The organism is Paenibacillus sp. NPDC057886 (assembly GCF_042796655.1).
Lineage (GTDB): Bacteria > Bacillota > Bacilli > Paenibacillales > Paenibacillaceae > Paenibacillus.
In genome coordinates this window covers 120,014-143,042 of record NZ_JBHVMZ010000004.1, presented here as the reverse complement: position 1 = coordinate 143,042, position 23,029 = coordinate 120,014, and the positions used below count along the sequence as shown (strand labels likewise).

The following is a 23,029-nucleotide window of genomic DNA, read 5'->3' as shown; positions in this document are numbered from 1 at the left end:
TCCACTCTATTCATTGTCTCACATGGCACAATCCACTTACTCAAATGTACCTATCCAAGTTTACTCATTATCAAAAGTTAAATCTCAATTTGAACTTTGAAATGCAATTTCTAAAATCCCAATTATAAATTTGATATCTTCATTAACTATTCATTGTGCTTTAAGTAATATCACCATACTGTTTTAAAATAAAAATACAGATTATTAAATAAAATATTGTAATCCGATATCGGACATGGTATAATTATATATGTAAGGAGGTGATACATATGGACATATGGGGAAAGGTTGGAGTCATCATTGGTACACTAACCTTCATCAGACTTATCACCAAAGACATTATCGAATGGAAGGAGAAAAAGGAAAAGGCGAAAACGTCCAAAAAGAAACGTAATCGCCGCAAGAAGTAAACTATCAACCGAGAGAGGGAGCCACGAACTCCCTTTCTCACCAACATGATACAACACTCCTTACAATAGAGTCAACTCATCCAATACACAGAAGGGAATGAACATATAATGAGCAAGCATAAACGTGAAGGTATCGAACGCTTTGTATTAACAGGTGTGCTATCCACAATTGCTCTATCCATTAATACTACTTGGGTGACTACATTACTCCTTATTGTTGCTGCATACTCGCTCATCTCAGGTATAGTGTATATTACACGTAAATAAAGGAGGGATAGTATGTCTGACAATCCATCTAATGAACAACTAAAGACTAAACTCGATGAACTCATGTCTCAGCTCATGACTACTGAAGAAGCAGCAGAATTGTGGAAACTATCTCAAGACCATATTAAGCGGCTATGTTCTGATAAGCTGATTGCCTGTAAACGTGGTAAGACTTGGCTCATACTCAGAGACCAGCCCAATCCCAAACAATCATGACATAATCACTCGATGGATCTTTAAATGGATCTGTCGAGTCTATTTAGAATAAAGATATGTACAATAAATTAATAATGTGGTATAATATCTATAACAGGTTAAGGAAAGAGGTGACGACACATTGAACGAAGTTATAGAATCAGAAGAACTTATGACACTTATACCTCAACTAGCATCACAAGGCAATATCGAACTATCATCACATGCTGAACTAAGACTTAATCAGCCTGATAGAAATTTTACTTTTGAAAGGTTACTTTTCATACTACGACATCCTAAGACTATATCACATGAGTGGGATGAAGAGAGGAGGACATACAAGTATAAGGTACAAGGTTACAATAGGAGACATGCAGTAGTTAGCCTTATCATAAGCAATACATATATCAAGGTAGTCACGGTGTTCTAACTGTGGCTACTGATTCATCTATTTAAATTACATACGATTGGGGTATAATACATTATGATTACATATAGCAATAGAGTAGCCAATACAATGAATGAGGAGGTAACACATATGAGCAGCTTTAACGATGCATATAATAAGGATAAACAATATAAAGAATCATTGATCAGTAGTGTAATAACTCCAGACAAAAAAGAAGCATATGAGCAAGCAGTAGACTATGCAATTGAAGACATGATAGGAATTATGGAAGCATATAAACATGGATCTATTACAGATGAGAAAGAAGCACAAAAACAAATTAGACTATTCTTAGAAGAATATACTGTTAGGCTATTTAATGTTACTAAAGGGGAATGATAGTTTATTTCCTTTTATTAAGTATAAATATAATATTTCAATATTTTAATTAAGTTACGATTCCACTCTAGAAATAGGGTTTTATATATAAGGTTCTAACTAAGAAATCGGGAGATGATAGGAGTAGATACAAAGAAATTAGTCAAAGGTCAGGTTTATAAAAATTATAAAGAGATCTGTTTAAGTCTTAACGAGAAAGTTAAAACAGGAAATGCAAAGATCTCACAATTGAATTTATGGGAAAGCTTTTTTGACTACTCCAGAGATGGCAATAAATTTATCATCAATGAGGTATACAAAAAACCAAAAGGAAAGCAAAGCTCTAGATATGGATTCATAAATAATATTGAAGAGCTGGTTTTGGATTTGCTTGTACAAGATAAACATAACGGGAAAGTGTTTTTCCCTCGATCTAGACTTCTCAAAAATTTAAACATGGTCAATAGCAATTATAATTTTGGAAGATATAATATTCCTAAACTGTCTGAACTCTTAAAGGTAAATGAATTAAATGTTAGAGAATTTTATGATCTGTCTAATACAGCATTAACAAGAGCACTGGAAAGATCTCTAAACAATCTCCAAGAGAAGTCTTTAGTTTTTTGGCATTTAGCTAAGACAGTTGTATATGTGGAACCACAAGTTGAAACAAATAGAAATGGAGATTTAAAAGTTATAAGAAGTTATATTGGAAATAATGAATTTGATGAAGAAATATACGATTATGGATTAAAATATAATGTTCGACGAGTCTATAAGGAAGCAACAGAAACAGAAATTCAGTATATACTAGATGCAGAACGTCAGGTAATGGACGAATTAAACATAACTGATAAAAAGGGATTAGTCACATCTGGTAAATGGGATGAATACACCAGAAAAGTTGGGCATATATTATTGGAAGACTACAACATCCATCATTACTTTGATTCCTACAAGATAATTTGTAATGAGAGCTATATTTATACTTTGTGGGATGAACTGAAAATGCTTAGTCTTACAGAAGAAGAAAGGAACATCTTACAATCCGAATCCAATTCAGAGGTTAAATCAAACTTATTAAATAATGCTAGAAAGAGACACAGCAAAGCGAGTTCTATTGACACATTCTTATCAACTAATGTAGATATAAGACGTTCAGATCCTAATTACATAGAACAATATATTGATTTACTGAATAATCTAATTGATCGAGATAATAGAGATATTAGACAAGATATAAAGATCGTTAATTTACCTAGAGAAATCAAATCAAAATAAAAAGTTGTCCATTTCGTGGGGGATATGATTATAATACATATCCTGCATGAGATGGACAACTTTTAAAAAAGTACTTATAGATCAATGATTTTGAATCGCCAATAGATACTATAATAATAGGTGGCGAGATCCATTCCGTTTCACTACATGGCTGTCGCTCACCTTCATCCACAACAAAAACCGTTGTGTATGTCATTAGTATTATTCCTTTGACTAACTCTAAAAAAGTTGGTCTATTTCTCATTAAGAATGAAAATATGTATTGTAATTTATTGATTTATCGTTTATAATAAGTATATAAGGTTAAGGAAAACGAAACAAGGAGTTGAAACCAAATGAGTCAATCTAAATTAGCAGTACTGAAGTCACAATGGGCACGTAAGCAAGCACTGAAAAGTAAAACAATCGTAGGAGCATTGATCCTTCGTTAATATAAAGAATAAAAATAATAATAAAATTAAAAGGTGGTAATAATATGAGTCAGCAAACCCGAAATGAAGTTCAAGCTATAAAAAATAAATACAACGCAGTATTAAGATGGGAAGAAGAGTTTGCAAAAGAGATCGAGGAACTTAATAAAATTGAAGAATCCGATATCGAAGCCAATAAGATTGCGATTGATATTCTAAAAGCATGGGATGATAGAAAGAGTATTTCAGGTAAAAGAATAAATCTTAGTCTTTCTTCAAATGCAAAGAGAATTAAGAGGTTAGAGTCTAAATTAAGAGAAAAGGGATACGAACTTTTAAAAGAGGATTTTTCTATTGAAACTCATATAAATAAACTTGCTTAAGAGTCCATGAAAGGGGCCTTTCACATACATAAATTAAACTAAAGGGGATTGATTATAATGACAAACTTTAACCAAATGGATATGGAATACAAATTAGACTACCTGTCTGATTTACTGGTTGAACAAATCTTTCAATTTGGTGATACATACGATAGCTTGTCTGATGCAGAGAAAGGTTCTGTGAAATTGGGATTTCATCTTGATTTAGCTGATAATAATGTTGATGTTACCAGTGAATTAATCGAAGCTGTTAAAGAAGAATTCTCATCTTCTCCTATGGCTGATATGCTTATTGAATACATAGAAATTAATAATACTACTGAAGAAGTTACAACATCTCATAAGGAAGCTTTGTCAATTCTTACAGTAGGAAGCAAAGTGACCATTGTAAAGTTCAGTGAATTTGGTTTCCCTCAAATGATCCACACTGTCATTGAGTCAGTGAAGGCTGATAAGTACGCTCAATATGATGATGCGTTATATATATCACATAAACCAAAGCGCAAACGATCAGTTTGGACTGATATCATTTTACCTTATCAAGATGTGACAGTATTTAACGGATGGATTGATTTTGATGTTGATTCTTTATCTACGGTGACTGTTAAATCAGATCAATTTGTAACAGTTAAGCAATCTAAATATACAAGTTTTGACCCTAGATATATGGATGATATTAAGTCTTCACTATCTATCACACCGCTACTTACAATTAAATCGAGAAAGGAGACAGTAACATGTTAAGAATCTATTACATACATCCAGTACATAAAACTAATCCATATGCAGCGTTTAAGCAGCCAGAGCAAAGATTAAACTCACAAAATCATACTAAACGTTCGTTGGCAGGGTTATCCTTCAGTCAGCACCTTGAACTTGTTGAATCCTTGATTAAACAATAAAAATAATAAAAGGAATGGATGTGTTCGCGAATGAAAAAGATTACAATGGTGTTAATGGTGATTGTATTAAGTTTGATGGTGGCTAGTGCAGCTTTAGCTAATGGAGTTGAGCCAGTTACTAAACAGGCCACAATGAAGATTGAAAAGGTGTATTACATGAAGGGCAGCGGTTACTATGTTGCTCATACCACCAAGGATCAGGATGGACACTTCTGGGTGTTACAGGTTACTGATATTGCTACACCTAAAGAAGATAAAGCATTTAGTCAGGTGCTACGTAAACAGTATCAAGGAAAACAAGTTGTTGTAACTTATGTTGAACCATCAGATAAGGACGAAGAAGTAGACATTTGGGATGTTAAATTAAAATAGATAATGTAATGAGATTCCTAAAAAGGGATCTCATTTTGTTTATAAGAATAAAAATATGTATTGTATTAATTATGAAAAAAGTTTATAATTAAGGTATCAAATAGATGAGGTGATTCGGATGCATTACTTAGACAAACAAGAAGCTAAAGTTAACATTATGTATAAATTGGTGGATGCGGGTTGGCAGATTTTTGGTTACAAACAAGACGAATCGGATTCAATGGTTGATTATTATTCTCCTGCTTCATGGTCTGGTGTGGCAACTAAGAACGATTATGTATTGTTGGTTGATGTATGCAAATATAATCTTTCTGATTCTGGACGTGAAGTCCGTAAATATGATTACAATAAACAATCATATGTTGCAAACTCTCGTATTGAGAAACTAACAGCTATGATGAATGACGCAGCATCTACTGAGAATGAGAAGTCTTCTTGTGCTGTGTTTATCGAGAAAGAAATGGAAAAGGCTAACGTTGAACCATCTTATACAGTTATCGAGACTTATCCAACATTTGCTTTTGCCAATCCCAAAGGAGCAAGCTGGCACATTGAGAAAGACGGTCAAATTATTGCAAAAGGAAACGGTGTATACGCTACTAATACATATGACTTGGAAAATAAAGAAAAATCTGCGACCCAACAAAAAGAAGAGAAAGTTATGTCTTTGGTTAAACGTATTGAAAAAGCGCTGACTGATGCAGACGCCCTTAAACCTGAAATTGTTAAGGTCCCAGTTAAAACTATCCAAGCAGTTGAAAAATCCGTTTCTGAAGTTACTGAATCGGATATTAAAGAGGAGCTTACCTTTGTAATGAAGGTTGGTTATACTCGTGGAGCGAGTAAAGGAAACAGATATACATTAATTCACATTGATCAACAGTTTAACAAATATCACACTTTTGCAAAATTAGGTAAAAATAATAAACCATCTAAAAGCATTGATAAATCTTGGAGTTTGTCCGTTGAAAGAATTAATGAATTATTGAGCAAAGGACATATTGCTATTGTTGAATTTGTTGAAGTTACTGAATACGTAGAGAAAACAGTATATAAAAAGACGGTTCGTAAACAGACTGTTTCAGATGTTCCAACTATTGAGACCACTCAAAAGAGTGAGCATGCTGAGTCACTTGCAGTAGACCAGAAAGAAGAACGAAGCGTAGTGCAACAAAAGGGATCTGAAACGGCTACAAACCAAAACAATGATGCTATCCATCAGAATACAGGCAATAATGAAAACCATGCACCTCAGGAGGATGAATTCATGAATAATACGGACAATAATATCAAAAAAACATTTTCACTATTTGATCATATCGAAATTACCAACGATCAAAGAATTTCTTCTGAAGATTATGATTTTTGTCAAGAGCAAGAAACTAATTATAGGGCAATCCTCAAAGCCTATAGAAATTTCAATGATGAGCTTGATAAAATCTCACACGGTTCTTTTTATGGAGTTATGAGCTCATATGAATATAAAAATAGTTTGGTGAAAATTAAAGAAAGTTTTATCATAAATATCTGTTATCACTTTAAGAATAAATATAAAGTAACTATTGATAATGATAAAATAACCAAAAATTTAGATTTTGAGGGTACTTTTCAAGATGTTTTAGACAATATCTTTACTCAGTTGGACGGGTATTCTTTTACTGAGAAAGCAGAAAAGGAAATCAAAGATAACACTAAAGAAATATTTAAATATGGAGATAAAATATCAATCAAAAACAACAAACTTATACTTGACGGTTATTTTGCACATCTCGATTCAATTTGGAAGGAGTATAGATTGAGCGATAAAGTAGATAAAATTTTCAAATCATTGCAACTTTTTGATAGTGGAACGTTTGTGGAAAATGAAGAGTTAAAACAAAAATATTGTGGATATGATAATTCGAGAAAATTGGACAATTACGAACGATATGCCACGCAAACATTGAATAAAGTAAAATCAATTAAGTTTTTCAAAAACGGTAAACTGGAAATAGAATTTAATACCAATCAAGAAGCGATGATCTTCGCATCTGATTATTGCGGATATAAAAAAGTAGCTGTGTAACAGCGAATCAAGAAGGAGTTTGTTGCAAAATGGTTTATCAGATAAACAATACATTTGTCCCGCAGCTGAAAAGAGAAGATATAAACAATAAAATAATTCATATAATTGATAATGACTTAACTGCTAAATATGGAATAACTCAGCAGAATATTTATGATACATATACTGGCAATGGTGGCCTACATGGATTAAACTTTTCTGATTATGATAGTTTTCATGAATACTCTAACGCCAAAAGATTAATAGAAGAGGGGCAGTTTTTTACACCTCATCTTCTATCTAAATTTTTAATTGATTGTCTTAAACCTTCTAAAGATGATTTAATTGCAGATTTGACTTGTGGGATGGGAAACTTTTTTAATTGGCTTCCAAATCATCATAATGTATACGGAAACGAACTTGATATTAAAGCATTTAAGGTAGCCAAATATCTTTACCCAGATGTAAACATGTCGCATGATGATATTAGAAATTATGAACCAAATGTAAATTTTGATATTGTTTTGGGCAATCCACCTTTTAACTTGAAATGGAAATATAATAGTGATGAGTATATAAGTCAATTGTATTACTGCATTAAATCTTTCGACATTCTTAAGCCTTCGGGAATTCTTGCTCTAATTGTTCCGGTGTCGTTTTTAGTCGATGATTTTGCAGATGGTGGGATGATCAAGACTATAAACGATATGTTTAATTTCATATATCAGGCTGAATTACCTTCTAATTCTTTTGAGAATGTTGGTGTAAGTAGTTTTCGAACTAAGGTAATGTTTTTTCAAAAGAAAAGCCAATATATTGAAGGTAATAAACCATATGAAAGTACTATTTCATCAATTCAAAACATAAACGATTCAGGCAGTGACTTCATTTTTAAAACATATATAGAGCCAATTGTTAAAGAAAAGGATAGGATTAAGCATAAGATATTTTTGGAATCATTGAGAAGTGGAAGCGATGATACTAATTATCAGGCCACAGTGAAAAAGTTACTGTTTGACATCAAGTGTAATCCTAAAATTAATGATAAATATGCAAAATCTTTGGAAAAGGTTAATCAGTTAGCTACACAAAAACAACCTGAATCTATGAAATATGAAGAATGGGCAAAAGTGAGATTGACGCCAAACAAAGTATTATCTTATCTAAATCGGATAGTTAAAAATCAACATGTAAAAGAAACTGATAAAATTGTACTAGTTAAAACGGCTTCAGGCTTAAGATATAAAGCCTATTCTCACAAAATGAAATTGCAACTATCTAAAATTGAGAAAGTTAAAGAAGTATCATTTGTAGATATGATCATCAATGAGGCTTATCCGTTTGAAGATCAGAATTTTAAGAAACTGCAACAAAGGAAGATTTATGCATACAAGAAACAAACAGAACCTTTCAAGTCAATATCGCAAGATAAATATATAACTAAATGGCTAAGCAAGTTTGAACTAAATGACACACTCAATGACCGTGTAATCAGGCTTAATGATATACAACGTGATGACATGGGAAAGATACTACAAAAACATTATGGGTTGCTACAGTGGGACTGTGGCGGCGGGAAATCTCTTGCAGCGGTTGCCTATGCTCAATATCATTTGCAGCATAACAATGTAAGAAACATGTTTATAGTTGCTCCAGCAATTGCAATTACAGGAACATTTGAAACTATACTTACTAGCTATGGCATTCCATTTGTAAAAGTGGATTCATTACAAAGCATGTATACCATTAAACCGTCTGACATTGTGTTAGTTACATTTAATATGCTCACTAAGTATCAAAGGCAGATTAAAAAGTTTATCCGCTTAAACGCGCGCAAAATCGGCCTAGTGGTTGATGAGAGCGACAGCATTGCTAGTATGACGAGCAAAAGAACAAGAGCCACGTTAAACGTATTTAGGAATGCAAAGTACAAATTGTTGACAACTGGTACGAGCGTTAGAAATTCAATAGGTGAGGCATTCCCACAATTTCAATTGCTCTATAATTCTTCAGTTAATTTCTTAAACCAATGTAAAGAAATATATATAGAAGATAAGAAAACAAAAGAATTAAAAACTGAGACAAATAGTTATTATCTTAAACCATATCCTCAGTATCACAAAGGTCAAAAACTTTTTAAGGAAAGTCACATACCTGAAAAAATAACTGTGTTCGGGGTGTCACAAGCCACACAGCACATTTACAATTCCGATACACTAAAGACATTGATTGATTCAACAATAATTACAAGAACCTTTGAAGAAATCACAGGTAGATCTATTTCCAATATTGTTCAAAGTACTTGCAGCTTTAATAATCATGAACATCAATTGTATAAAAAGATTATAGAAAAGTTTTATGAAATGACTAGAAATATTAATAAAACAGGCAATAGCAGAAAAGATAGAATGTTAGAAATAATACAACAATTGAACATGTTAATTAGAAGTTGTAGTGCACCACATTTATTTAAAGAGTATGAGGGCAAAGGATATTCATCTAAGTTTGAAAATGTATTTGCAAAGTTGAGCAAGTGGGACAATGAACCTGTTGTAATTGGATGTAGATTCAAAAAGACAGTTTATAGCTATGCGAATTATATTGGTAAACTGTTTCCAGAACGTAGATTGTTTATTGTTACTGGGGAGGATATGAGCCTTAAACAGAGAAAGCAAATGATAATTAAGATGAAGAAATACACAAACCCAATCTTAGTATGCACTCAGCAATCATTGTCGAGCAGCATCAGTATAAACTATGTCAATAAAATTATTGTACCTGAGTTGGCTTGGAATGGTGCATCTTTACATCAGTTTACAGCTAGATTTGTACGTTTTGATTCTGAGTCGGACAATAAAGAAATTCATTATATAACCTATGAAAACAGTATTGAAAGTAATCTATTGCAGTTGATCTTGAGCAAAGAGAAGCTGAATTTATTCATGAAAAATGATGATTTGAATGATGATGAACTATATGAACGCTTTGGAGTTGATTTTGATATTCTTAATATGCTAATGACAAAAGAAAAAGACCAAGATGGATATACAAGATTAAAATGGGGAAATCAAGATATTGTTTAATTTAAAGAATAAAAATATGACTTGAAATATGTTTTATCATGATGTATGATATATGTATAAGGGAACGACAACATATAACTAATAAACGGAGGTATTCACAATGAAAAATAACAAAAGAGAAACATTCGATGAAATGCAAGCAAGATTAAGAAAAGATATTTTAAAGTTTGTTGATACGACAGAGAAAAGCAATGGTAAGAAAGCAGCAAATTACGTTAAAAGGAAATTCGCTGTCGATTCTTGGGATAAATAAAGAATAACACTAGGAGGATACTATGAACAAATACATAGCATATATAAAATGGCACTCTGAAATCAAGTATGCAAATGGTGAGTTTGCAGAATATGAAAATATTATAAATTTTGAATCTGAAAATGCTGAGAAAGCTAAAGAATATATTTTAGAAAAAAACTGGATAACTCCATCTGATGGCAAACTCATCACGATTATTCATTATTATTTACAGATCAAACAACTGGGTGAGAAGTGAACAAAAAACATTATCAAAGAGTGATTTTACTGAGAAAACAAAGGGAGGATTTACTATGAAAACTATCACTAATGAAAATAGCAAATTAATTGATTATTTCAGAAATAAAAGCTTTGAAAGTATGATAAATCTAGCGGAGAATTTTTTATTGCGTCCAAACGATACTATGAAACTTATGGGCGAGGAAAAATTTTATCAACGTAAACAAGCATTCGAAACTGTTTTAAAAAATAATTACAGTGCAACTGATTTGCACAAATATTATTATGAATTACCTACAATCAAGCATGGTTTCTGTACATTTAAGCGCTGGAAAAATAAAATGTATTTTTAATAAAATTCTTGTTTCACTTAGTCTTATTTGTATGAATATTCAATATAAAAAGTATAGCACTCGCATTTTATGATAATCACATTCACAATATCGCATAAATATAAATTTAATATGATTGGAGAATGAAAATAATGAAGATTGATAAATTAGTTAAGCAAATCACTAAGAAACTTGATGCTGAAGGATTGAACTATGAAGTAACAGGGGATCAACATACATTTGCTATCTCACCTACATGCACTATACATACTAACCAATGCACGATTGAGATCGTAAAGGATCGGATTACAGTTAATGAGCACCCAGCAGAAGATATTGAAGAGATGATGGAAATGATTTTTGAGGTTGAATATACATAATCCAATTGCATAGGAGGGTAATTGCATGGCTATTGTTTACATAGAAGAAGATGAATCAATCTTTACTGGGCAATATGAAAAGCGAGAAGGTTTTGGGAAGTGCTACATTTGCTGTCAACTGTCAGCGATTACTTTTGTAACAAACAACAAAGGACAAGTTACGAAAGAAAGTAAAGAGTGTTATTCTTGCAAAGATGAGTTTGAATGAAATGCTTACTTTAAAAGACATATTAGAACAGAATGTTGCTAGGAAGTATTACTACGAACAAACATATGAGCCACTAGATCTATCCAAAAAAATAGTAACAAGGCTTCACTTGAACACACATGACCTACTAAAGAGAGTTTACAACGAGAATAATAAGTGTGCCACCTTAACGGCCTGTAGAGGCGGCTACAAGCAGAAAAAAGTATACATAGAACGAGAAAACAAAGTAAGGCGATTAACACCGTTGGAGTACGAGCGACTCCAGACAGTACCAGAAGGATATACTGAAGGAGTAGCGGAAGGTCATAGATACAATATGTTAGGTGATGGATGGACTGTAGATGTTATAGCACACATATTAAGTTATATGAAATAAAAATACATATATTAACATTATTAAGAATTAGGAGAGAAAATATTATGAAAACACTCAATAACTGGATTGCTGATGTCCCGAACGAAGTTTTTTCTAGATGGGAGAGATTTAGAAAATAAAACGTTAGCAGAAGCAATTGAGGATTCATTACACGTTCTCTCCGTCATTAATGAAGGGGGGGGAGTTATTATGACGAAGAAGATCCAGATGACCTAAAGACAATGAAAAATCAACTTAAACGATTTATAAGAAAATATAACTAAACTGTGAAACACTATGAAAATTCAGAGTGCACATATGCAGCTGTAGAAGAAGTGAGATAATTTTTTTTAACTGTTCATTAAAATATATTTTAAGGAGGTGAACACCAATGACTCTTAAAGAGAGAACGCAAATCATCATCGATACTTATGGAATCAAGAAATCTTTTATTGCAAAGAAATTGGGGATTAGCAATGCACTATTCTCATTATTCATAAATGGGAAGCAGCCTTTACAAAAGCCTGAAATTATGAAACTTGAGGACTTTATTTCTACTTATAAACAATAAAAATAACTTTGGAGGTTTTTTATTATGAATGAAGCATTACAATTAAACCATGATCAGTTTACAGAAAACAAGAACACGAACTTTAGAGAACAATACATAGGCAAGGTTAATATGTTGGATAAGGTAAAGAAGGTGTTGCTATTACCTGATGGAGAAAGTATGACTGTAAAGATGGCATCGGAATTTTATGAGGTTGATTATAGTGCAATAGCTCAGATACTTTCTAGACATAAGGCAGAGTTTAAAAAGGACAATGTTAGAACCCTTTCGAGCAAACAAGAGGGTTTTGACATCTTGTCAAAAGCCTTAACACCGGGACAATTCATTGTGAAGTTGTTGACTAAGAAGGCTGTTTTAAGAATTGGAATGCTTTTGAGAGATAGTAAAGTTGCTATCAAGGTGCGTGATTACTTGCTTCAAATGGAAGAGGAAGTGCCGAAAGAGATTAAAACTGAAATTATTGGAAGTTGGACTGATAATGATTTATATGTTCTACATCAAACAATGAACGAGGAAACAAATAAAGGAAAAACTAAATTGAGCGCATTAAGAATGGCAGCGGGCAAGTTAAACCGAAACGTCAACAATGTGCAGCAGAAGTATTATCAAATTAAAAAGAAATACGGATCACTTCAGGATTATATAGTCAAACATAATGTGATATACCTAGAGCCTTCACATGACAGCCAAATGCCCTTAGATGACAGTCAGACCCAAAAGGAATACAGTAACGAATCAGCACTAACAGAGCGCTTAGAGAGTGTTATAAAAGCAGTTAAAACAGAATCACATTTATTGTCTCAGATCAACGATTTAAGACTGGAGGTTATGGATCTTAAGAATCAACTTAAAATGAAGGAAGTTGTTATCGAAGGTCAAGAAATTCAGTTGAGCAATAAAACAAAGTTAAACAGTAAGCTCAAAAAAGAAAAATCTGATTTGGAACACAAGTTAAGATTCATTTCGCAGATTCTCAATAGCAGCAAAGTTGTTGAGAGTACTCAAACAGAAATTCAGGATACTAGGAAGTATGTAATTAAAAATGGTGTTATCGAAACTGAAAAGAGAGCCTAATAAAAATGACCAGAGTCCATGAGGACTCTTTTTTACTCTTGAATAAATCCTTATCTCAACGGAATCATGCATTTCTAACTCAACTTACTCTCAGTTTCATGTATGTTATAATGATATATACAATATAATCTGAAATGAGTGGACTGATTGTGTTGAGAGAAGAGCCCAAAGACTATACTGAAGGCATTTACCCAGATGTAGGTTATTGCCCGTTGTTTATTATATGTCATAATTGTGGAGAGTCTAAACCGACATCAAACTATATTAAAAAAACAGGTAAAGGAAATTTGGTTTTAAAAAAGAGTTGTGACAACTGTAGAAACAAGATAAATGAAAGTAAAAACTTAGCGATAGAGGCTACACGATTATTGTCATTGGATTCAAATTATGATCCAAATTTTAAAATTTGCGCTAAATGTGGAATCTTGAAACCAATTACTAATTTTTCTCCAAGAAGAACCAACAAGCAAGGGATCACAATCAGATCAATTACTTGCAGAAGTTGTTCCGTACAAGGTGGCGGTACAGGAATGACCAAAGAAAAGAAATTGAAGGTTTTAAAGCGAGATAGTTATGTGTGTCATTATTGTGGGGCATATGGAGATACAGTTGATCATGTAATACCAATGTCCAAGGGCGGTAGAAATGCTTTAAGTAATCTAGTTTGTGCCTGTGAGAAATGTAATAGGGAACGCGGGAATATGGACTATGAAAGATATGTTGCTTTTAAGAAACAGTCGACCCAATAAAACCAGTCTTTCAACAAGATGCATGTAGTGATAATCTAGATATTGCAGGGAATCACGTAAATGTCAGGAGGGATAATATTGAACCTATTTTCAATAACACCTGTTGGAATTTTAGAAACAAAGGCAAAAGACTTGATTGTAGGTGTTTTTCCAAATGTTCTCAATCAAATTAGTTATCTAGTTCAATCTTACATTCCTGAAAAGGCACATCAGATAGCTAACGAAGAAAACATGATTGCAGATGGAGCCTATGAAAATCGAGTCATATATTTGTATCATGGGTCTACTGTGCGTACAGCAGTACATGAAATTGGCCATGCTGTGCATTATCAATTATTTGATGGTACTAATCTTAGCTTAAGCAATACGTACCGAAATCATAAAGAAGAGTTTGCGGAGATATTTACAAATATAATCTTTAAGTCATATGATGATGAGCCTCTAAATAATGAAGAAAATAAACTAAAAGAAATTATAGCTCAACGATGCAATTGAATTCTTTTAGTTTATAGTTGAGTCAATGTGCCTCCAACAGTAGCAACAGTTAATAAGCAGCCTTATTGGGCTGTTTTTTATATACTGATGAAACAAGACTTTTACCCTGAAGTTTAAATATATAAATATGTTTATGGAATAATTGCATTTATAGTAATACTTGAATTATTCACTTAGATTTTAAGTGATATGGCTTGAAAATTAAGTGTTTGTATGCTATTATTTATTAAAGGAGGCAGATGAATGCTTGGTTTATTAATTAAAAAGAAACTTGAAAACAGTGGACGATCCATTGCTTGGTTAGCAGATAAGTTAGATATAAACGAAAAAACACTAGCAGGAAAATTGAAACGTGAAAGTATATCAGGAGAAGAGATACTGGTTATTACAACAATCTTGGGAATAGATATTAGAGAATTACAGAAGGAAGTTTATAAAAAAAGATTCGATACTGGAGGGAATTTTATGAATGGAGAAAAAATTATCAACTTGTTGGAAGCTTTCAGAAAAGATGGGTGCGTGTTTACCAAAAAGCAAATCAATTATATAAAGAATTATCATGAAATGGATGGCGAGCATATTAAGTGGATGTTCAACAAAGATCAACAAGAAGTATTTTTTTGGTCAGATAAAAGTTCTTTTGATAGTTTTGCCGATTCCGAGTTTTATTTGGGCAAAGATGAGTCATTCATCTTTATTGAATTTGAAAATGAAGTAATATGGGGATATAAAGAATATGAAAGTAGTCTTAGATTTTTTGAGATGCTCGAAACAATTGAGTCAGATGATGAGGTTAGTGAAGATGGGGAACACATATGGGATGATGAAGATTAAGACATAAAATCATGAATAAACAGTTCATAAAATACAATTTAAAAAATTTAAGAAAGAGGGCGCAAACAATGCCAACTTCGAAAAAAAACGTAAAATTATTACATCTTGGAAAAGTTAATCAAGAGCTTAAAAAAATAGCTACTTTTTATTCAAACAGGATTTGGGGAGTTGCATATGACGGTGAGATTAAATATTCAACTACAGTCCCAGAATCATATGGACGCTTAGAAAATGATAACTATTTAATCACGATTAATACATTGTTCATAAAAGAAGAGTTAATCTTTATGTTGCATCATATTGTATTTGAAGAGTTGTTTTTTTGGTGGAATAGTCGAAACAACATAAAATATAATAATGCAGATCTATATAAAGAGTTAAGAAAATATAAAATTTGCTCAAATGAAACAGTTTATGTGTACAAGGGTAAACCGCATACTGGCATAGTAGATCCAGTTGAGTGGGAACCAAGAATAGGATTGATCCAGATTGTTTCCGAATATGAGGCGCATAGTAACTCTTAACATTAGGAGGAGTAAGAGTTATACAAATAATTATAATAAAATAATACTTGTATATGTATATTTATTGTTTTATAATTATATTCAGATAGAGAAGTTAATACATAAAGAGGTGTTAGGATTGAGTGCAAGAGATTTACTGAAAAGTCTTAAGGAAGACTATTTAATGAATGATAACTTAAACTGGGAAGAAAGAATGAATCTGAAGAATAGGATTCGAACAATTGAAGACAGATTGGGTATTCCATTGAACTTTAGATTCATGAGATAATAAAGTCACAATAAAAAATTTAGGAACGGGAGATGAGTTGCAAATGCCTTTTAAAAAAGTTAGAACGTTTATCACTAATGGAAAAGGAAAATGGGTTGAGTTCCCATTGACCAGTGAAGACAAAGTTGAAATCAAAAGCTACTTTAAGGATGATTATGAATTATTGCGTGTAAGTCCAACTTTGACATACTATCTGGATAGTGAGTTCAAGAGAAGCATAGAGGTTAACGTCAAAGATTTTACTTTAGACCAACTAAATGAATTGGCAGTAGCCATTCAATATTATACTGAGAAAAAAAGAAAGAATGCTTACTTGAAAAAAATGGAGCGGTTTGGTGATCTAAAAATAGGTAGGAGCTAAGACCATATGAAATTTTAATTTTAAATAAAAAGGAGTTGCCAATTTTGAATCTAAATCTGTATTCAATAACTCCTGTGGGAATACTGGAAAATAAGGCAAGAATGATCATATCTGAAACTTTGCCTAACCTATTAGAAAAGATAAGTTACTCAGTTGAATCCTATATCCCATTAAAAGCAAAAGAAATAGCAAGGCTAGAAGACACTATAGCAGATGGTGTATATGAGGATGGTGTGATTTATTTACATAGTCAATCGTTAATTGAGACTGCAATTCATGAAATAGGACACGCTATACACTATCAATTGTTTGACGCAAAAGATCTTAAACTATCCAAAAAACATTTTAAAAATCATAAGGAAGAATTTGCGGAGTTGTTTTCAAGCATGGTTCTAAAATTATACAACAAACAAACTCTGAACGTCCCTGAACACAAACTAAGGAATCTTATATTCGAAATCATACAATGAAATGTTACTTTTACATACAAGAAACTGGGTAGTGAGAAGTATTGTCAAGCGAAACAGTTGAAAATTATTTTTTTATGAACATTAGATATTGTAATGCGTTACATTTGAAGTTAAAATTGAATTGCCACTTGTTTCAGTAAATTATATTTCACAAAGGACAAGAGCGGTAATAGTTTTTCTGTGAGATAGCCGCAGTCTTTGGCGAGAGGGCGGTTATTTCTGTTTCTTACGAATGATTAAATATTTTGACTAAGAGTCGCTAACCGCACGACTCTTTTTTACTTTTTCTTAATTACAAAATAAACAGATAATATAAGTAGTATTGCAGCTATTAAAAGTACTCCTATTGCGTATTCAACCTTTGATGTGACTTTGTAAAGTATGTATCCAACTAATGCTAGCATGTTACCAATCAACCAAAATATTGTACTTCTATTCATAAATCATCACTATTCTACAAATCTCCTTCTAAAGTACTAGGCCTTAGGAATATTTTAGTCGATGAAATTATCTTTATCAAGTAAATACACTGTTAAATGAAGCATTTCTTAATAAGAATAAAAATATGTATTTACAGAATAATAATAATAGTGTATGATTATCTTAGGTTGAAGAAACGATGTACAACAACCAGCAACAACGTACCGTAACGATACATAAGACTAAGTGAAACAACGATATTATAAAGAAAAGGAGAGAGAGAAATGTCAATTGAAAAGTGGATTGGTGAAAAGGATGATACAAGTGGAAGCTATTATGAGAGAGGAACACCGGAGTTAAGAATTCGGAAAGGAGGTAGCATTAACTCAAAGAGACTGTATAGATTTGAGAGTCGATTTAATGAGACTTATTACATAACAGAACCAGAGACTATTGATGTAATTGAAAATTTAATGAAGACAGAAGATTGTGGTGCAGAGATGGTTGAATATTTGTACGGTTTAGTAATTCGAAAATTTGGTGCAATTGAATTTATCACTATGATAGGACATAAGATCTCTGAACAGCGTAACGAAGGATATTTACAAGGAAAAGCAGCAAAACAAAAAGAGATAATTAAGGCATTGGGGTTGGATTAAAAGTTAATCAAAACAGTATTTCTTATAGAAATGGAGGCGAAATATTTGAAAAATGAAGCTTATAAAAGAAAGGTCCCGAGTGGTGTTATAAATACTCCAGCTTACAGAATACAGTCTAGAGTTATGGTATTGAAAGGTGGCAGTGATGCGCTACATCTAATGGGCAACATTGGAAGAGAAGAGGACGATCTAATCAATGTAATCGCAGAGGATGACAGTTATTATATCGGTACTTTCTGTGAGGGGTTTGGATTCTTTGATGTACATTTCTTAAAAGAGAATGTTCGACCAATGAATAAGGAAGAAGTAGAAAAACTAAATAGGACTTATCACACAATAAGCGGCAGAGTACTGGGTAAAAATCATTACGACTATGATGGATATTGGATAGGCAATCAATAAAGTTGATCAAAGCAGGATTTCGTTTAGAAAAGAGGTGATGTTTGGATGAAGATTTTTAATTATTACAGTCGAAGTAAAAAGAAGTGGATTGTGGAGGTTAAGGATGAAAGCAACAGTTCTTATATTGCGGAATCATTTATCTGTGATAGCAAAAGCGAAGCTGAACAACAGGAAGAGAAGATTCTTCAGAAGTATGGACATTTCTGTCTCTACTCTTGGATGACTGATAATGGCATTAGGGAATTACTTCATACTCATTCAATTGACTGTAAAGTGAAAAATGTGATGGGCAGTAAAGTAAGAGTTATGTTCTACAATCCAACTGAAAATTATATAGGCTTTAACAATGATTATATAAAAAGATTTTGTTTAAATAATTTACTGCCAGTAAACGAAGCCATAAAAGCTATGACATATCATGAGATTGGACATTGGATTGATTGTAAGCTAAATCCAATTACATCTGAAACTATTACCAATAAAGAGAGAATTGAAAGAGAAGTCCGCGCCTTCAGGTATGTAAGATATCTTGTACCTGATGATCTATTGCTGCTATATGATGATATAAATTACTCAAACATAAGAAATTATGAAAACAAATATAAAATCATATAAGGAGGTAGTGTGAGATATTTGCCTTAATGATAGTTTTACTCATTTTAATTCTCATCTTAATTTTCATAACAATCAGTTGGGGCGTTCACTTATCTATGACTGCAAGTGACGCGAACAAAACTGGTTGGGCCAGTTATTCAACTTTTAAAAAATGGTTCCATAATTATGAGTGGGAAGGCAGTAATGTTTTCAAAGGGAGTCTTTGGAATAGAGAGATGAAATGTACATATCATGCAGGGATTATTAAATTTGAGGGTATGGGCATGAAGATCAGTGATCCTTTCAGTTATTTGCTTGTACTGATTTATGTTCGAAGATACTCAAAGAATTATAAAAGAGATAACATTGTCAACTTTCAATATGAAATGATGAAGAATAAGCCGAGAAGAGATGGTTACAATGTAAGTCTTCCTAGTGGGGAAGTAATTTATGTTTCGATGGAAGAGATATACGGGAAAGATTTAGAATGAAACAGTTATTTTACAAGGAGATGAAACGAGCATGTGTTATTCGATTTTACAGGAACAAGAGACTGGGGAATATTTGGTTTCTATAGTTAGTGCTGAAAAAGGACTGTGGCACAAACTTGAGTCATTAGAAAATGAAATCGATAAAGCGTGGATCGAACATAAACTATCTTCAGGTTCTGATTACGCTGTCTACAAGGTATATGGACAAAATGCTGACAAACTAATTATGAAAGTTGAATCATTATTAGAGAAGTGTTAATAAAAGTTGAATTTTAATTAGATACATAAGGAGAATTTACAGTGATAACAACAGAGCAATTTTACGAGATAACCGATAAAGCAAAGAGGTATGATGATCTATTGAAGTTCTCAGGTAAAAACCCTGAGTTGTGCTGTTCCTTTTGTGGTAAGGCACAATCAGAGGTGTCAAGGATCGTTGCTGGCCCCAATGTATATATCTGCAACGAGTGTATTGAGGTTTGCAGTGAGATTTTAGAAGAGAAAGGTGATGACAATGGGGCTACTGAAGGAACTAATAGAAATGAGTCGTGAAGAATTAATGGAGTTATTAGATGGAAAGTTAAAAGAGCGTAAGAAAGATCATGATATAGCCGTTCAACTAGGTTCTGCGGGTGTTTCACCTAATTACTTTAATATGTACTTAGAGGTAACTGATAAGATTAAAGAGTCGTTGAAAGTCTGATTTGATTAAAATCTATGCTGTAGACGTGTTAAAATAATTAGGTGAATAAAGGAGGTGACAACATGCTGATGGTAACAGAGCAGGACTTCAATAATGCGAAAGTAAAAACTTCCATTATGGAGTTAGATGGACGAACTTACATAGTTCATTTGAAGTATTCAGGAGGGTATACATGCTATCTTGAAGATTTCCTTTCGAAAGTAAGGGCTATTTCTAAAAAAAGTGATAGTGCACATGAAGCAATTGAAGATGCTTGGAATAATATCATCAAAGAGTAGCCTTCGGGCTGCTTTTTCTTTTGAAAGATTAATTTTACCCAGATGGGCAGCGATGTTAAAATATATGCACGTATAGCATCTTAGAACTGACTGGACGGTGGACATGTGAGTATTATTAAATGTTCGAGGGAAAAATGTAACAACTATAGAAGTAGTGGTAATGAGTCTGGAATGTGCATAGTGTGTGAAGAGCGTAGACTAAATGATTTGGAAAAGATTGCAGCTAAGAAAATTAAGAGAGCTACAACGTTTAAGACTAAAGAGGAAATAGATAGTTTTGACTATGATGTCTGCACAGTGAAAAGTTGTAGAGCAAGAGTTTTTATGAGAGGTAGATGTAAGAAAGACTATATTGAGTTTATGAGCAACAATACTAAAAAGTAATAATAAGACAGAGATGCCATGTGTGCATCTTTTTTATTTTAAAGAATAAATATATGTATACAAACAAAATATAATGTGATAATATAAGATTATCAAATAGAAGAGGTGATCACGATGTATCAAGTGGTTGTCGTTGAAAATTTTTTTGGTATAGTTACAGAGAATACATATGGATTTCCAACTGAAGAACAGCGAGATATGTTTAAGGAATTATGTGAACAAGATGGGGATGTAATCGTCATCCCTCCAGCAATACATATGACCAGTACTGTTTAAATGAAACTATAATTTGATCAAGAAAGAAGGATATGTGATGAGTATTGAAGCAGCATTGGAAAAATTAGAATCGCTGGTTTTAAGTGATAAGAATGAAGAATTAGAAGGTGTATATCTTTCTCTATTATCGGGAATAGACAGCTTGAAAAATGAACTTGAGATAGAAAGATATAAAAGAAAAGAAATTGAAGATGAGCTTGAGGAAAAGAAGACATTTATTTGGAATAATCCTTCATTGAGAGTACAAGTTACTCAGGACATTTTGAAAGTGGCCTCACAATAAAATGAATAGATAAGAAGGGGTGTCCCTGTGAACAAAGATGATTTAATTGAACAATTGCGTGAGGATTTCCCTAGTAGAAGGTATTTTGATTGTATGGGTTGTGATAATTCTTTCTCGACAGACGACAACAAATTACATTGTATGATTAAAGATAGAATTGTTGAGGAAGAAGAACTTTGCGAACAGTTTGGGTAAAATGATCCTTTCATGAGGATGAAAAGTTAAAAATATCGATATAGAAAGAGGTAGTCAAAATGAAAACAGGAGATACTGTGTTTCTTAAAGCAGTCGGAAATAACGCAAGATATCGCAAGGAAACTCACATTGTCGAATATAAAGTAGGAAAAGTTGGAAGAAAGTACTTAGAAGTGCATCCAGAAGGCTTTGTAAATAACTCAGTTAAATTTAACATGGAAACTAAAAGGCAACACACAAATTTTCAACCTGACTGGGAACTCTATTTCTCAATGCAAGAAATTTTAGATGAAGAAGAGTTTAAAAGGTTAAGCAGAAATATAAAAAAGAAGTTTGATACTTATAGCAAGGTCGATCTAACCCTTGATCAACTCAGAAGAATCAGTCAGATCATTAATGAATAAATTTAAATTACAAATTTGGAGGAATTAATTTGAAAGCAAAAGTATTCGTGGACGAGGGTTTTGACTTGAGCTCAGAACAGAAAGAGATTCTTACAACCAATTATGAATCCTATGTAACATACGCTGTTCCATTGTTAGTTAACTACAAGGATCTAATTGCATTAGATCAAAATTTAGATATGAACGAATCACTTGATTATGTTTTTGCTTGTTCAAACGTAAAGTTTTTAAATTTCTTTATGGTAAGGCTCGCAAAAGAGGCTGGAAGACAAATTGCTAACAGTCGGTTCGTAAACATAAAGACACCAATTGGAGTTGTCGCATTTGTTCACGATGAAACGATTGATCGGTGGACATTGGTAAATTAAGATAAATTTAATATTTTATAAGGAGATGGAAACTTTGATGAAACGATACTATCTATTTGCTTTAGAAAAAAATGAGGCTATTGGTGGATTAAACGATTTAAAAGAAATATTTAATAACATTGTGGATATTAACAAAGAATCATTGATGGAATTAATAGATGACGTTGGTTTTTTTGATGAATTTCAGATTTTAGATACTTTGACTAGTGATCAGTATTTTTATACTTCTAATGATATGCGTGTTAATGAGTTGGATGAAGAATATATTAACAGATATTTTGTGGAATTGTATGATTGGATTGAATCGGTAATCTCTACCAATGTAGTGGGAATTGAATAGTTAATAAAAAGATTATTTCACTAGGA

Annotated in this window: 36 protein-coding genes and 1 pseudogene; all 37 read left to right on the top strand. The window is 32.4% G+C overall.

Features of this window, described 5'->3' with window-relative positions:
• The first annotated feature begins 269 nt into the window (after window positions 1–269).
• The 37 genes and pseudogenes from ACFVQB_RS14880 (at window position 270) to ACFVQB_RS14700 (ending at window position 23,003) form a co-directional block, all read left to right on the top strand.
• Entirely contained in the window at window positions 270–410 is a 141-nt protein-coding gene (locus ACFVQB_RS14880; RefSeq protein WP_379440349.1) for a hypothetical protein, read from the top strand.
• 279 nt (window positions 411–689) lie between these two features.
• Window positions 690–893: a helix-turn-helix domain-containing protein gene (locus tag ACFVQB_RS14875; RefSeq protein ID WP_379440346.1), complete on the top strand. Its 204-nt coding sequence runs from the start codon at window positions 690–692 to the stop codon at window positions 891–893.
• Between the two features lie 517 nt (window positions 894–1,410).
• Window positions 1,411–1,659: a hypothetical protein gene (locus ACFVQB_RS14870; protein WP_379440343.1), complete on the top strand. Its 249-nt coding sequence runs from the start codon at window positions 1,411–1,413 to the stop codon at window positions 1,657–1,659.
• A gap of 114 nt (window positions 1,660–1,773) precedes the next feature.
• Window positions 1,774–2,919 (top strand): hypothetical protein, encoded by a 1,146-nt coding sequence (locus tag ACFVQB_RS14865; protein ID WP_379440340.1) that lies wholly within the window; start codon window positions 1,774–1,776, stop codon window positions 2,917–2,919.
• Window positions 2,920–3,394: 475 nt separating this feature from the next.
• The gene (locus ACFVQB_RS14860; protein ID WP_379440337.1) at window positions 3,395–3,712 is read left to right on the top strand and encodes a hypothetical protein; all 318 of its coding nucleotides are present in this window, start codon (window positions 3,395–3,397) and stop codon (window positions 3,710–3,712) included.
• A gap of 57 nt (window positions 3,713–3,769) precedes the next feature.
• A complete protein-coding gene (locus ACFVQB_RS14855) occupies window positions 3,770–4,456 on the top strand; it encodes a hypothetical protein (RefSeq protein ID WP_379440334.1) in 687 nt (228 codons plus the stop codon).
• Between the two features lie 188 nt (window positions 4,457–4,644).
• Window positions 4,645–4,986, top strand: a complete 342-nt coding sequence (locus tag ACFVQB_RS14850; RefSeq protein ID WP_379440331.1) for a hypothetical protein — start codon at window positions 4,645–4,647, stop codon at window positions 4,984–4,986.
• 118 nt (window positions 4,987–5,104) lie between these two features.
• Entirely contained in the window at window positions 5,105–7,051 is a 1,947-nt protein-coding gene (locus ACFVQB_RS14845) for a hypothetical protein (protein WP_379440329.1), read from the top strand.
• A gap of 29 nt (window positions 7,052–7,080) precedes the next feature.
• Window positions 7,081–10,113 (top strand): N-6 DNA methylase, encoded by a 3,033-nt coding sequence (locus tag ACFVQB_RS14840; protein WP_379440327.1) that lies wholly within the window; start codon window positions 7,081–7,083, stop codon window positions 10,111–10,113.
• A gap of 100 nt (window positions 10,114–10,213) precedes the next feature.
• Window positions 10,214–10,366, top strand: coding sequence for a hypothetical protein (locus ACFVQB_RS14835; protein ID WP_379440325.1), 153 nt, complete (start codon window positions 10,214–10,216; stop codon window positions 10,364–10,366).
• A gap of 22 nt (window positions 10,367–10,388) precedes the next feature.
• Complete coding sequence (locus ACFVQB_RS14830; RefSeq protein ID WP_379440323.1) at window positions 10,389–10,604, top strand: hypothetical protein; 216 nt, start codon at window positions 10,389–10,391, stop codon at window positions 10,602–10,604.
• A gap of 55 nt (window positions 10,605–10,659) precedes the next feature.
• A complete protein-coding gene (locus tag ACFVQB_RS14825) occupies window positions 10,660–10,938 on the top strand; it encodes a hypothetical protein (RefSeq protein WP_379440320.1) in 279 nt (92 codons plus the stop codon).
• Between the two features lie 131 nt (window positions 10,939–11,069).
• Window positions 11,070–11,297, top strand: a complete 228-nt coding sequence (locus ACFVQB_RS14820; RefSeq protein WP_379440318.1) for a hypothetical protein — start codon at window positions 11,070–11,072, stop codon at window positions 11,295–11,297.
• 25 nt (window positions 11,298–11,322) lie between these two features.
• Complete coding sequence (locus tag ACFVQB_RS14815) at window positions 11,323–11,505, top strand: hypothetical protein (protein WP_379440315.1); 183 nt, start codon at window positions 11,323–11,325, stop codon at window positions 11,503–11,505.
• Window positions 11,492–11,881: a DNA cytosine methyltransferase gene (locus ACFVQB_RS14810; RefSeq protein ID WP_379440313.1), complete on the top strand. Its 390-nt coding sequence runs from the start codon at window positions 11,492–11,494 to the stop codon at window positions 11,879–11,881. Before ACFVQB_RS14815 ends, ACFVQB_RS14810 begins: the two co-directional genes overlap by 14 nt.
• A 370-nt stretch (window positions 11,882–12,251) precedes the next feature.
• Window positions 12,252–12,431 (top strand): hypothetical protein, encoded by a 180-nt coding sequence (locus ACFVQB_RS14805; RefSeq protein WP_379440310.1) that lies wholly within the window; start codon window positions 12,252–12,254, stop codon window positions 12,429–12,431.
• A 24-nt stretch (window positions 12,432–12,455) separates the two neighbouring features.
• Window positions 12,456–13,505, top strand: coding sequence for a hypothetical protein (locus ACFVQB_RS14800; RefSeq protein WP_379440308.1), 1,050 nt, complete (start codon window positions 12,456–12,458; stop codon window positions 13,503–13,505).
• Between the two features lie 149 nt (window positions 13,506–13,654).
• A complete protein-coding gene (locus ACFVQB_RS14795; protein ID WP_379440305.1) occupies window positions 13,655–14,254 on the top strand; it encodes an HNH endonuclease in 600 nt (199 codons plus the stop codon).
• 78 nt (window positions 14,255–14,332) lie between these two features.
• A complete protein-coding gene (locus ACFVQB_RS14790; RefSeq protein WP_379440302.1) occupies window positions 14,333–14,749 on the top strand; it encodes a hypothetical protein in 417 nt (138 codons plus the stop codon).
• A gap of 243 nt (window positions 14,750–14,992) precedes the next feature.
• On the top strand, window positions 14,993–15,583 hold the full coding sequence (locus ACFVQB_RS14785; RefSeq protein ID WP_379440299.1) for a hypothetical protein: 591 nt from the start codon (window positions 14,993–14,995) through the stop codon (window positions 15,581–15,583).
• Between the two features lie 68 nt (window positions 15,584–15,651).
• A complete protein-coding gene (locus ACFVQB_RS14780; protein ID WP_379440296.1) occupies window positions 15,652–16,107 on the top strand; it encodes a hypothetical protein in 456 nt (151 codons plus the stop codon).
• A 311-nt stretch (window positions 16,108–16,418) separates the two neighbouring features.
• A complete protein-coding gene (locus ACFVQB_RS14775) occupies window positions 16,419–16,736 on the top strand; it encodes a hypothetical protein (RefSeq protein ID WP_379440293.1) in 318 nt (105 codons plus the stop codon).
• A gap of 44 nt (window positions 16,737–16,780) precedes the next feature.
• The gene (locus tag ACFVQB_RS14770; RefSeq protein ID WP_379440290.1) at window positions 16,781–17,206 is read left to right on the top strand and encodes a hypothetical protein; all 426 of its coding nucleotides are present in this window, start codon (window positions 16,781–16,783) and stop codon (window positions 17,204–17,206) included.
• Between the two features lie 704 nt (window positions 17,207–17,910).
• Complete coding sequence (locus ACFVQB_RS14765; protein WP_379440288.1) at window positions 17,911–18,285, top strand: hypothetical protein; 375 nt, start codon at window positions 17,911–17,913, stop codon at window positions 18,283–18,285.
• A 45-nt stretch (window positions 18,286–18,330) separates the two neighbouring features.
• A complete protein-coding gene (locus tag ACFVQB_RS14760; RefSeq protein WP_379440285.1) occupies window positions 18,331–18,687 on the top strand; it encodes a hypothetical protein in 357 nt (118 codons plus the stop codon).
• Between the two features lie 45 nt (window positions 18,688–18,732).
• The gene (locus tag ACFVQB_RS14755; protein ID WP_379440282.1) at window positions 18,733–19,302 is read left to right on the top strand and encodes a hypothetical protein; all 570 of its coding nucleotides are present in this window, start codon (window positions 18,733–18,735) and stop codon (window positions 19,300–19,302) included.
• Between the two features lie 95 nt (window positions 19,303–19,397).
• Complete coding sequence (locus tag ACFVQB_RS14750) at window positions 19,398–19,772, top strand: hypothetical protein (protein ID WP_379440279.1); 375 nt, start codon at window positions 19,398–19,400, stop codon at window positions 19,770–19,772.
• 31 nt (window positions 19,773–19,803) lie between these two features.
• Window positions 19,804–20,031, top strand: coding sequence for a hypothetical protein (locus tag ACFVQB_RS14745; RefSeq protein ID WP_379440276.1), 228 nt, complete (start codon window positions 19,804–19,806; stop codon window positions 20,029–20,031).
• A gap of 101 nt (window positions 20,032–20,132) precedes the next feature.
• A pseudogene (locus ACFVQB_RS14740) lies at window positions 20,133–20,276 on the top strand (ClpX C4-type zinc finger protein); the annotation flags it as partial.
• A gap of 37 nt (window positions 20,277–20,313) precedes the next feature.
• Window positions 20,314–20,475, top strand: coding sequence for a hypothetical protein (locus ACFVQB_RS14735; RefSeq protein ID WP_379440273.1), 162 nt, complete (start codon window positions 20,314–20,316; stop codon window positions 20,473–20,475).
• Window positions 20,476–20,537: 62 nt separating this feature from the next.
• Window positions 20,538–20,753 carry a hypothetical protein gene (locus ACFVQB_RS14730; RefSeq protein WP_379440270.1) on the top strand — a complete coding sequence of 72 codons (216 nt, stop codon included), beginning with the start codon at window positions 20,538–20,540 and terminating at the stop codon, window positions 20,751–20,753.
• A 498-nt stretch (window positions 20,754–21,251) separates the two neighbouring features.
• Window positions 21,252–21,413, top strand: coding sequence for a hypothetical protein (locus tag ACFVQB_RS14725; protein WP_379440268.1), 162 nt, complete (start codon window positions 21,252–21,254; stop codon window positions 21,411–21,413).
• Between the two features lie 37 nt (window positions 21,414–21,450).
• Entirely contained in the window at window positions 21,451–21,696 is a 246-nt protein-coding gene (locus ACFVQB_RS14720) for a hypothetical protein (RefSeq protein WP_379440265.1), read from the top strand.
• Between the two features lie 27 nt (window positions 21,697–21,723).
• Window positions 21,724–21,891 carry a hypothetical protein gene (locus tag ACFVQB_RS14715; protein ID WP_379440262.1) on the top strand — a complete coding sequence of 56 codons (168 nt, stop codon included), beginning with the start codon at window positions 21,724–21,726 and terminating at the stop codon, window positions 21,889–21,891.
• Between the two features lie 59 nt (window positions 21,892–21,950).
• Window positions 21,951–22,295 carry a beta barrel domain-containing protein gene (locus ACFVQB_RS14710; RefSeq protein WP_379440259.1) on the top strand — a complete coding sequence of 115 codons (345 nt, stop codon included), beginning with the start codon at window positions 21,951–21,953 and terminating at the stop codon, window positions 22,293–22,295.
• A gap of 29 nt (window positions 22,296–22,324) precedes the next feature.
• On the top strand, window positions 22,325–22,663 hold the full coding sequence (locus ACFVQB_RS14705; protein ID WP_379440257.1) for a hypothetical protein: 339 nt from the start codon (window positions 22,325–22,327) through the stop codon (window positions 22,661–22,663).
• Window positions 22,664–22,697: 34 nt separating this feature from the next.
• The gene (locus ACFVQB_RS14700; protein ID WP_379440255.1) at window positions 22,698–23,003 is read left to right on the top strand and encodes a hypothetical protein; all 306 of its coding nucleotides are present in this window, start codon (window positions 22,698–22,700) and stop codon (window positions 23,001–23,003) included.
• Window positions 23,004–23,029: the final 26 nt, after the last annotated feature.

What these genes read in the sequence shown, in the direction of transcription:
- ACFVQB_RS14880 (WP_379440349.1), top strand. Translation starts at nt 270, where the DNA reads ATGGACATATGGGGAAAGGTTGGAGTCATCATTGGTACACTAACCTTC.
- ACFVQB_RS14875 (WP_379440346.1), top strand. Translation starts at nt 690, where the DNA reads ATGTCTGACAATCCATCTAATGAACAACTAAAGACTAAACTCGATGAA.
- ACFVQB_RS14870 (WP_379440343.1), top strand. Translation starts at nt 1,411, where the DNA reads ATGAGCAGCTTTAACGATGCATATAATAAGGATAAACAATATAAAGAA.
- ACFVQB_RS14865 (WP_379440340.1), top strand. Translation starts at nt 1,774, where the DNA reads ATGATAGGAGTAGATACAAAGAAATTAGTCAAAGGTCAGGTTTATAAA.
- ACFVQB_RS14860 (WP_379440337.1), top strand. Translation starts at nt 3,395, where the DNA reads ATGAGTCAGCAAACCCGAAATGAAGTTCAAGCTATAAAAAATAAATAC.
- ACFVQB_RS14855 (WP_379440334.1), top strand. Translation starts at nt 3,770, where the DNA reads ATGACAAACTTTAACCAAATGGATATGGAATACAAATTAGACTACCTG.
- ACFVQB_RS14850 (WP_379440331.1), top strand. Translation starts at nt 4,645, where the DNA reads ATGAAAAAGATTACAATGGTGTTAATGGTGATTGTATTAAGTTTGATG.
- ACFVQB_RS14845 (WP_379440329.1), top strand. Translation starts at nt 5,105, where the DNA reads ATGCATTACTTAGACAAACAAGAAGCTAAAGTTAACATTATGTATAAA.
- ACFVQB_RS14840 (WP_379440327.1), top strand. Translation starts at nt 7,081, where the DNA reads ATGGTTTATCAGATAAACAATACATTTGTCCCGCAGCTGAAAAGAGAA.
- ACFVQB_RS14835 (WP_379440325.1), top strand. Translation starts at nt 10,214, where the DNA reads ATGAAAAATAACAAAAGAGAAACATTCGATGAAATGCAAGCAAGATTA.
- ACFVQB_RS14830 (WP_379440323.1), top strand. Translation starts at nt 10,389, where the DNA reads ATGAACAAATACATAGCATATATAAAATGGCACTCTGAAATCAAGTAT.
- ACFVQB_RS14825 (WP_379440320.1), top strand. Translation starts at nt 10,660, where the DNA reads ATGAAAACTATCACTAATGAAAATAGCAAATTAATTGATTATTTCAGA.
- ACFVQB_RS14820 (WP_379440318.1), top strand. Translation starts at nt 11,070, where the DNA reads ATGAAGATTGATAAATTAGTTAAGCAAATCACTAAGAAACTTGATGCT.
- ACFVQB_RS14815 (WP_379440315.1), top strand. Translation starts at nt 11,323, where the DNA reads ATGGCTATTGTTTACATAGAAGAAGATGAATCAATCTTTACTGGGCAA.
- ACFVQB_RS14810 (WP_379440313.1), top strand. Translation starts at nt 11,492, where the DNA reads ATGAGTTTGAATGAAATGCTTACTTTAAAAGACATATTAGAACAGAAT.
- ACFVQB_RS14805 (WP_379440310.1), top strand. Translation starts at nt 12,252, where the DNA reads ATGACTCTTAAAGAGAGAACGCAAATCATCATCGATACTTATGGAATC.
- ACFVQB_RS14800 (WP_379440308.1), top strand. Translation starts at nt 12,456, where the DNA reads ATGAATGAAGCATTACAATTAAACCATGATCAGTTTACAGAAAACAAG.
- ACFVQB_RS14785 (WP_379440299.1), top strand. Translation starts at nt 14,993, where the DNA reads ATGCTTGGTTTATTAATTAAAAAGAAACTTGAAAACAGTGGACGATCC.
- ACFVQB_RS14780 (WP_379440296.1), top strand. Translation starts at nt 15,652, where the DNA reads ATGCCAACTTCGAAAAAAAACGTAAAATTATTACATCTTGGAAAAGTT.
- ACFVQB_RS14775 (WP_379440293.1), top strand. Translation starts at nt 16,419, where the DNA reads ATGCCTTTTAAAAAAGTTAGAACGTTTATCACTAATGGAAAAGGAAAA.
- ACFVQB_RS14765 (WP_379440288.1), top strand. Translation starts at nt 17,911, where the DNA reads ATGTCAATTGAAAAGTGGATTGGTGAAAAGGATGATACAAGTGGAAGC.
- ACFVQB_RS14755 (WP_379440282.1), top strand. Translation starts at nt 18,733, where the DNA reads ATGAAGATTTTTAATTATTACAGTCGAAGTAAAAAGAAGTGGATTGTG.
- ACFVQB_RS14750 (WP_379440279.1), top strand. Translation starts at nt 19,398, where the DNA reads ATGACTGCAAGTGACGCGAACAAAACTGGTTGGGCCAGTTATTCAACT.
- ACFVQB_RS14745 (WP_379440276.1), top strand. Translation starts at nt 19,804, where the DNA reads ATGTGTTATTCGATTTTACAGGAACAAGAGACTGGGGAATATTTGGTT.
- ACFVQB_RS14735 (WP_379440273.1), top strand. Translation starts at nt 20,314, where the DNA reads ATGAGTCGTGAAGAATTAATGGAGTTATTAGATGGAAAGTTAAAAGAG.
- ACFVQB_RS14730 (WP_379440270.1), top strand. Translation starts at nt 20,538, where the DNA reads ATGCTGATGGTAACAGAGCAGGACTTCAATAATGCGAAAGTAAAAACT.
- ACFVQB_RS14725 (WP_379440268.1), top strand. Translation starts at nt 21,252, where the DNA reads ATGTATCAAGTGGTTGTCGTTGAAAATTTTTTTGGTATAGTTACAGAG.
- ACFVQB_RS14720 (WP_379440265.1), top strand. Translation starts at nt 21,451, where the DNA reads ATGAGTATTGAAGCAGCATTGGAAAAATTAGAATCGCTGGTTTTAAGT.
- ACFVQB_RS14710 (WP_379440259.1), top strand. Translation starts at nt 21,951, where the DNA reads ATGAAAACAGGAGATACTGTGTTTCTTAAAGCAGTCGGAAATAACGCA.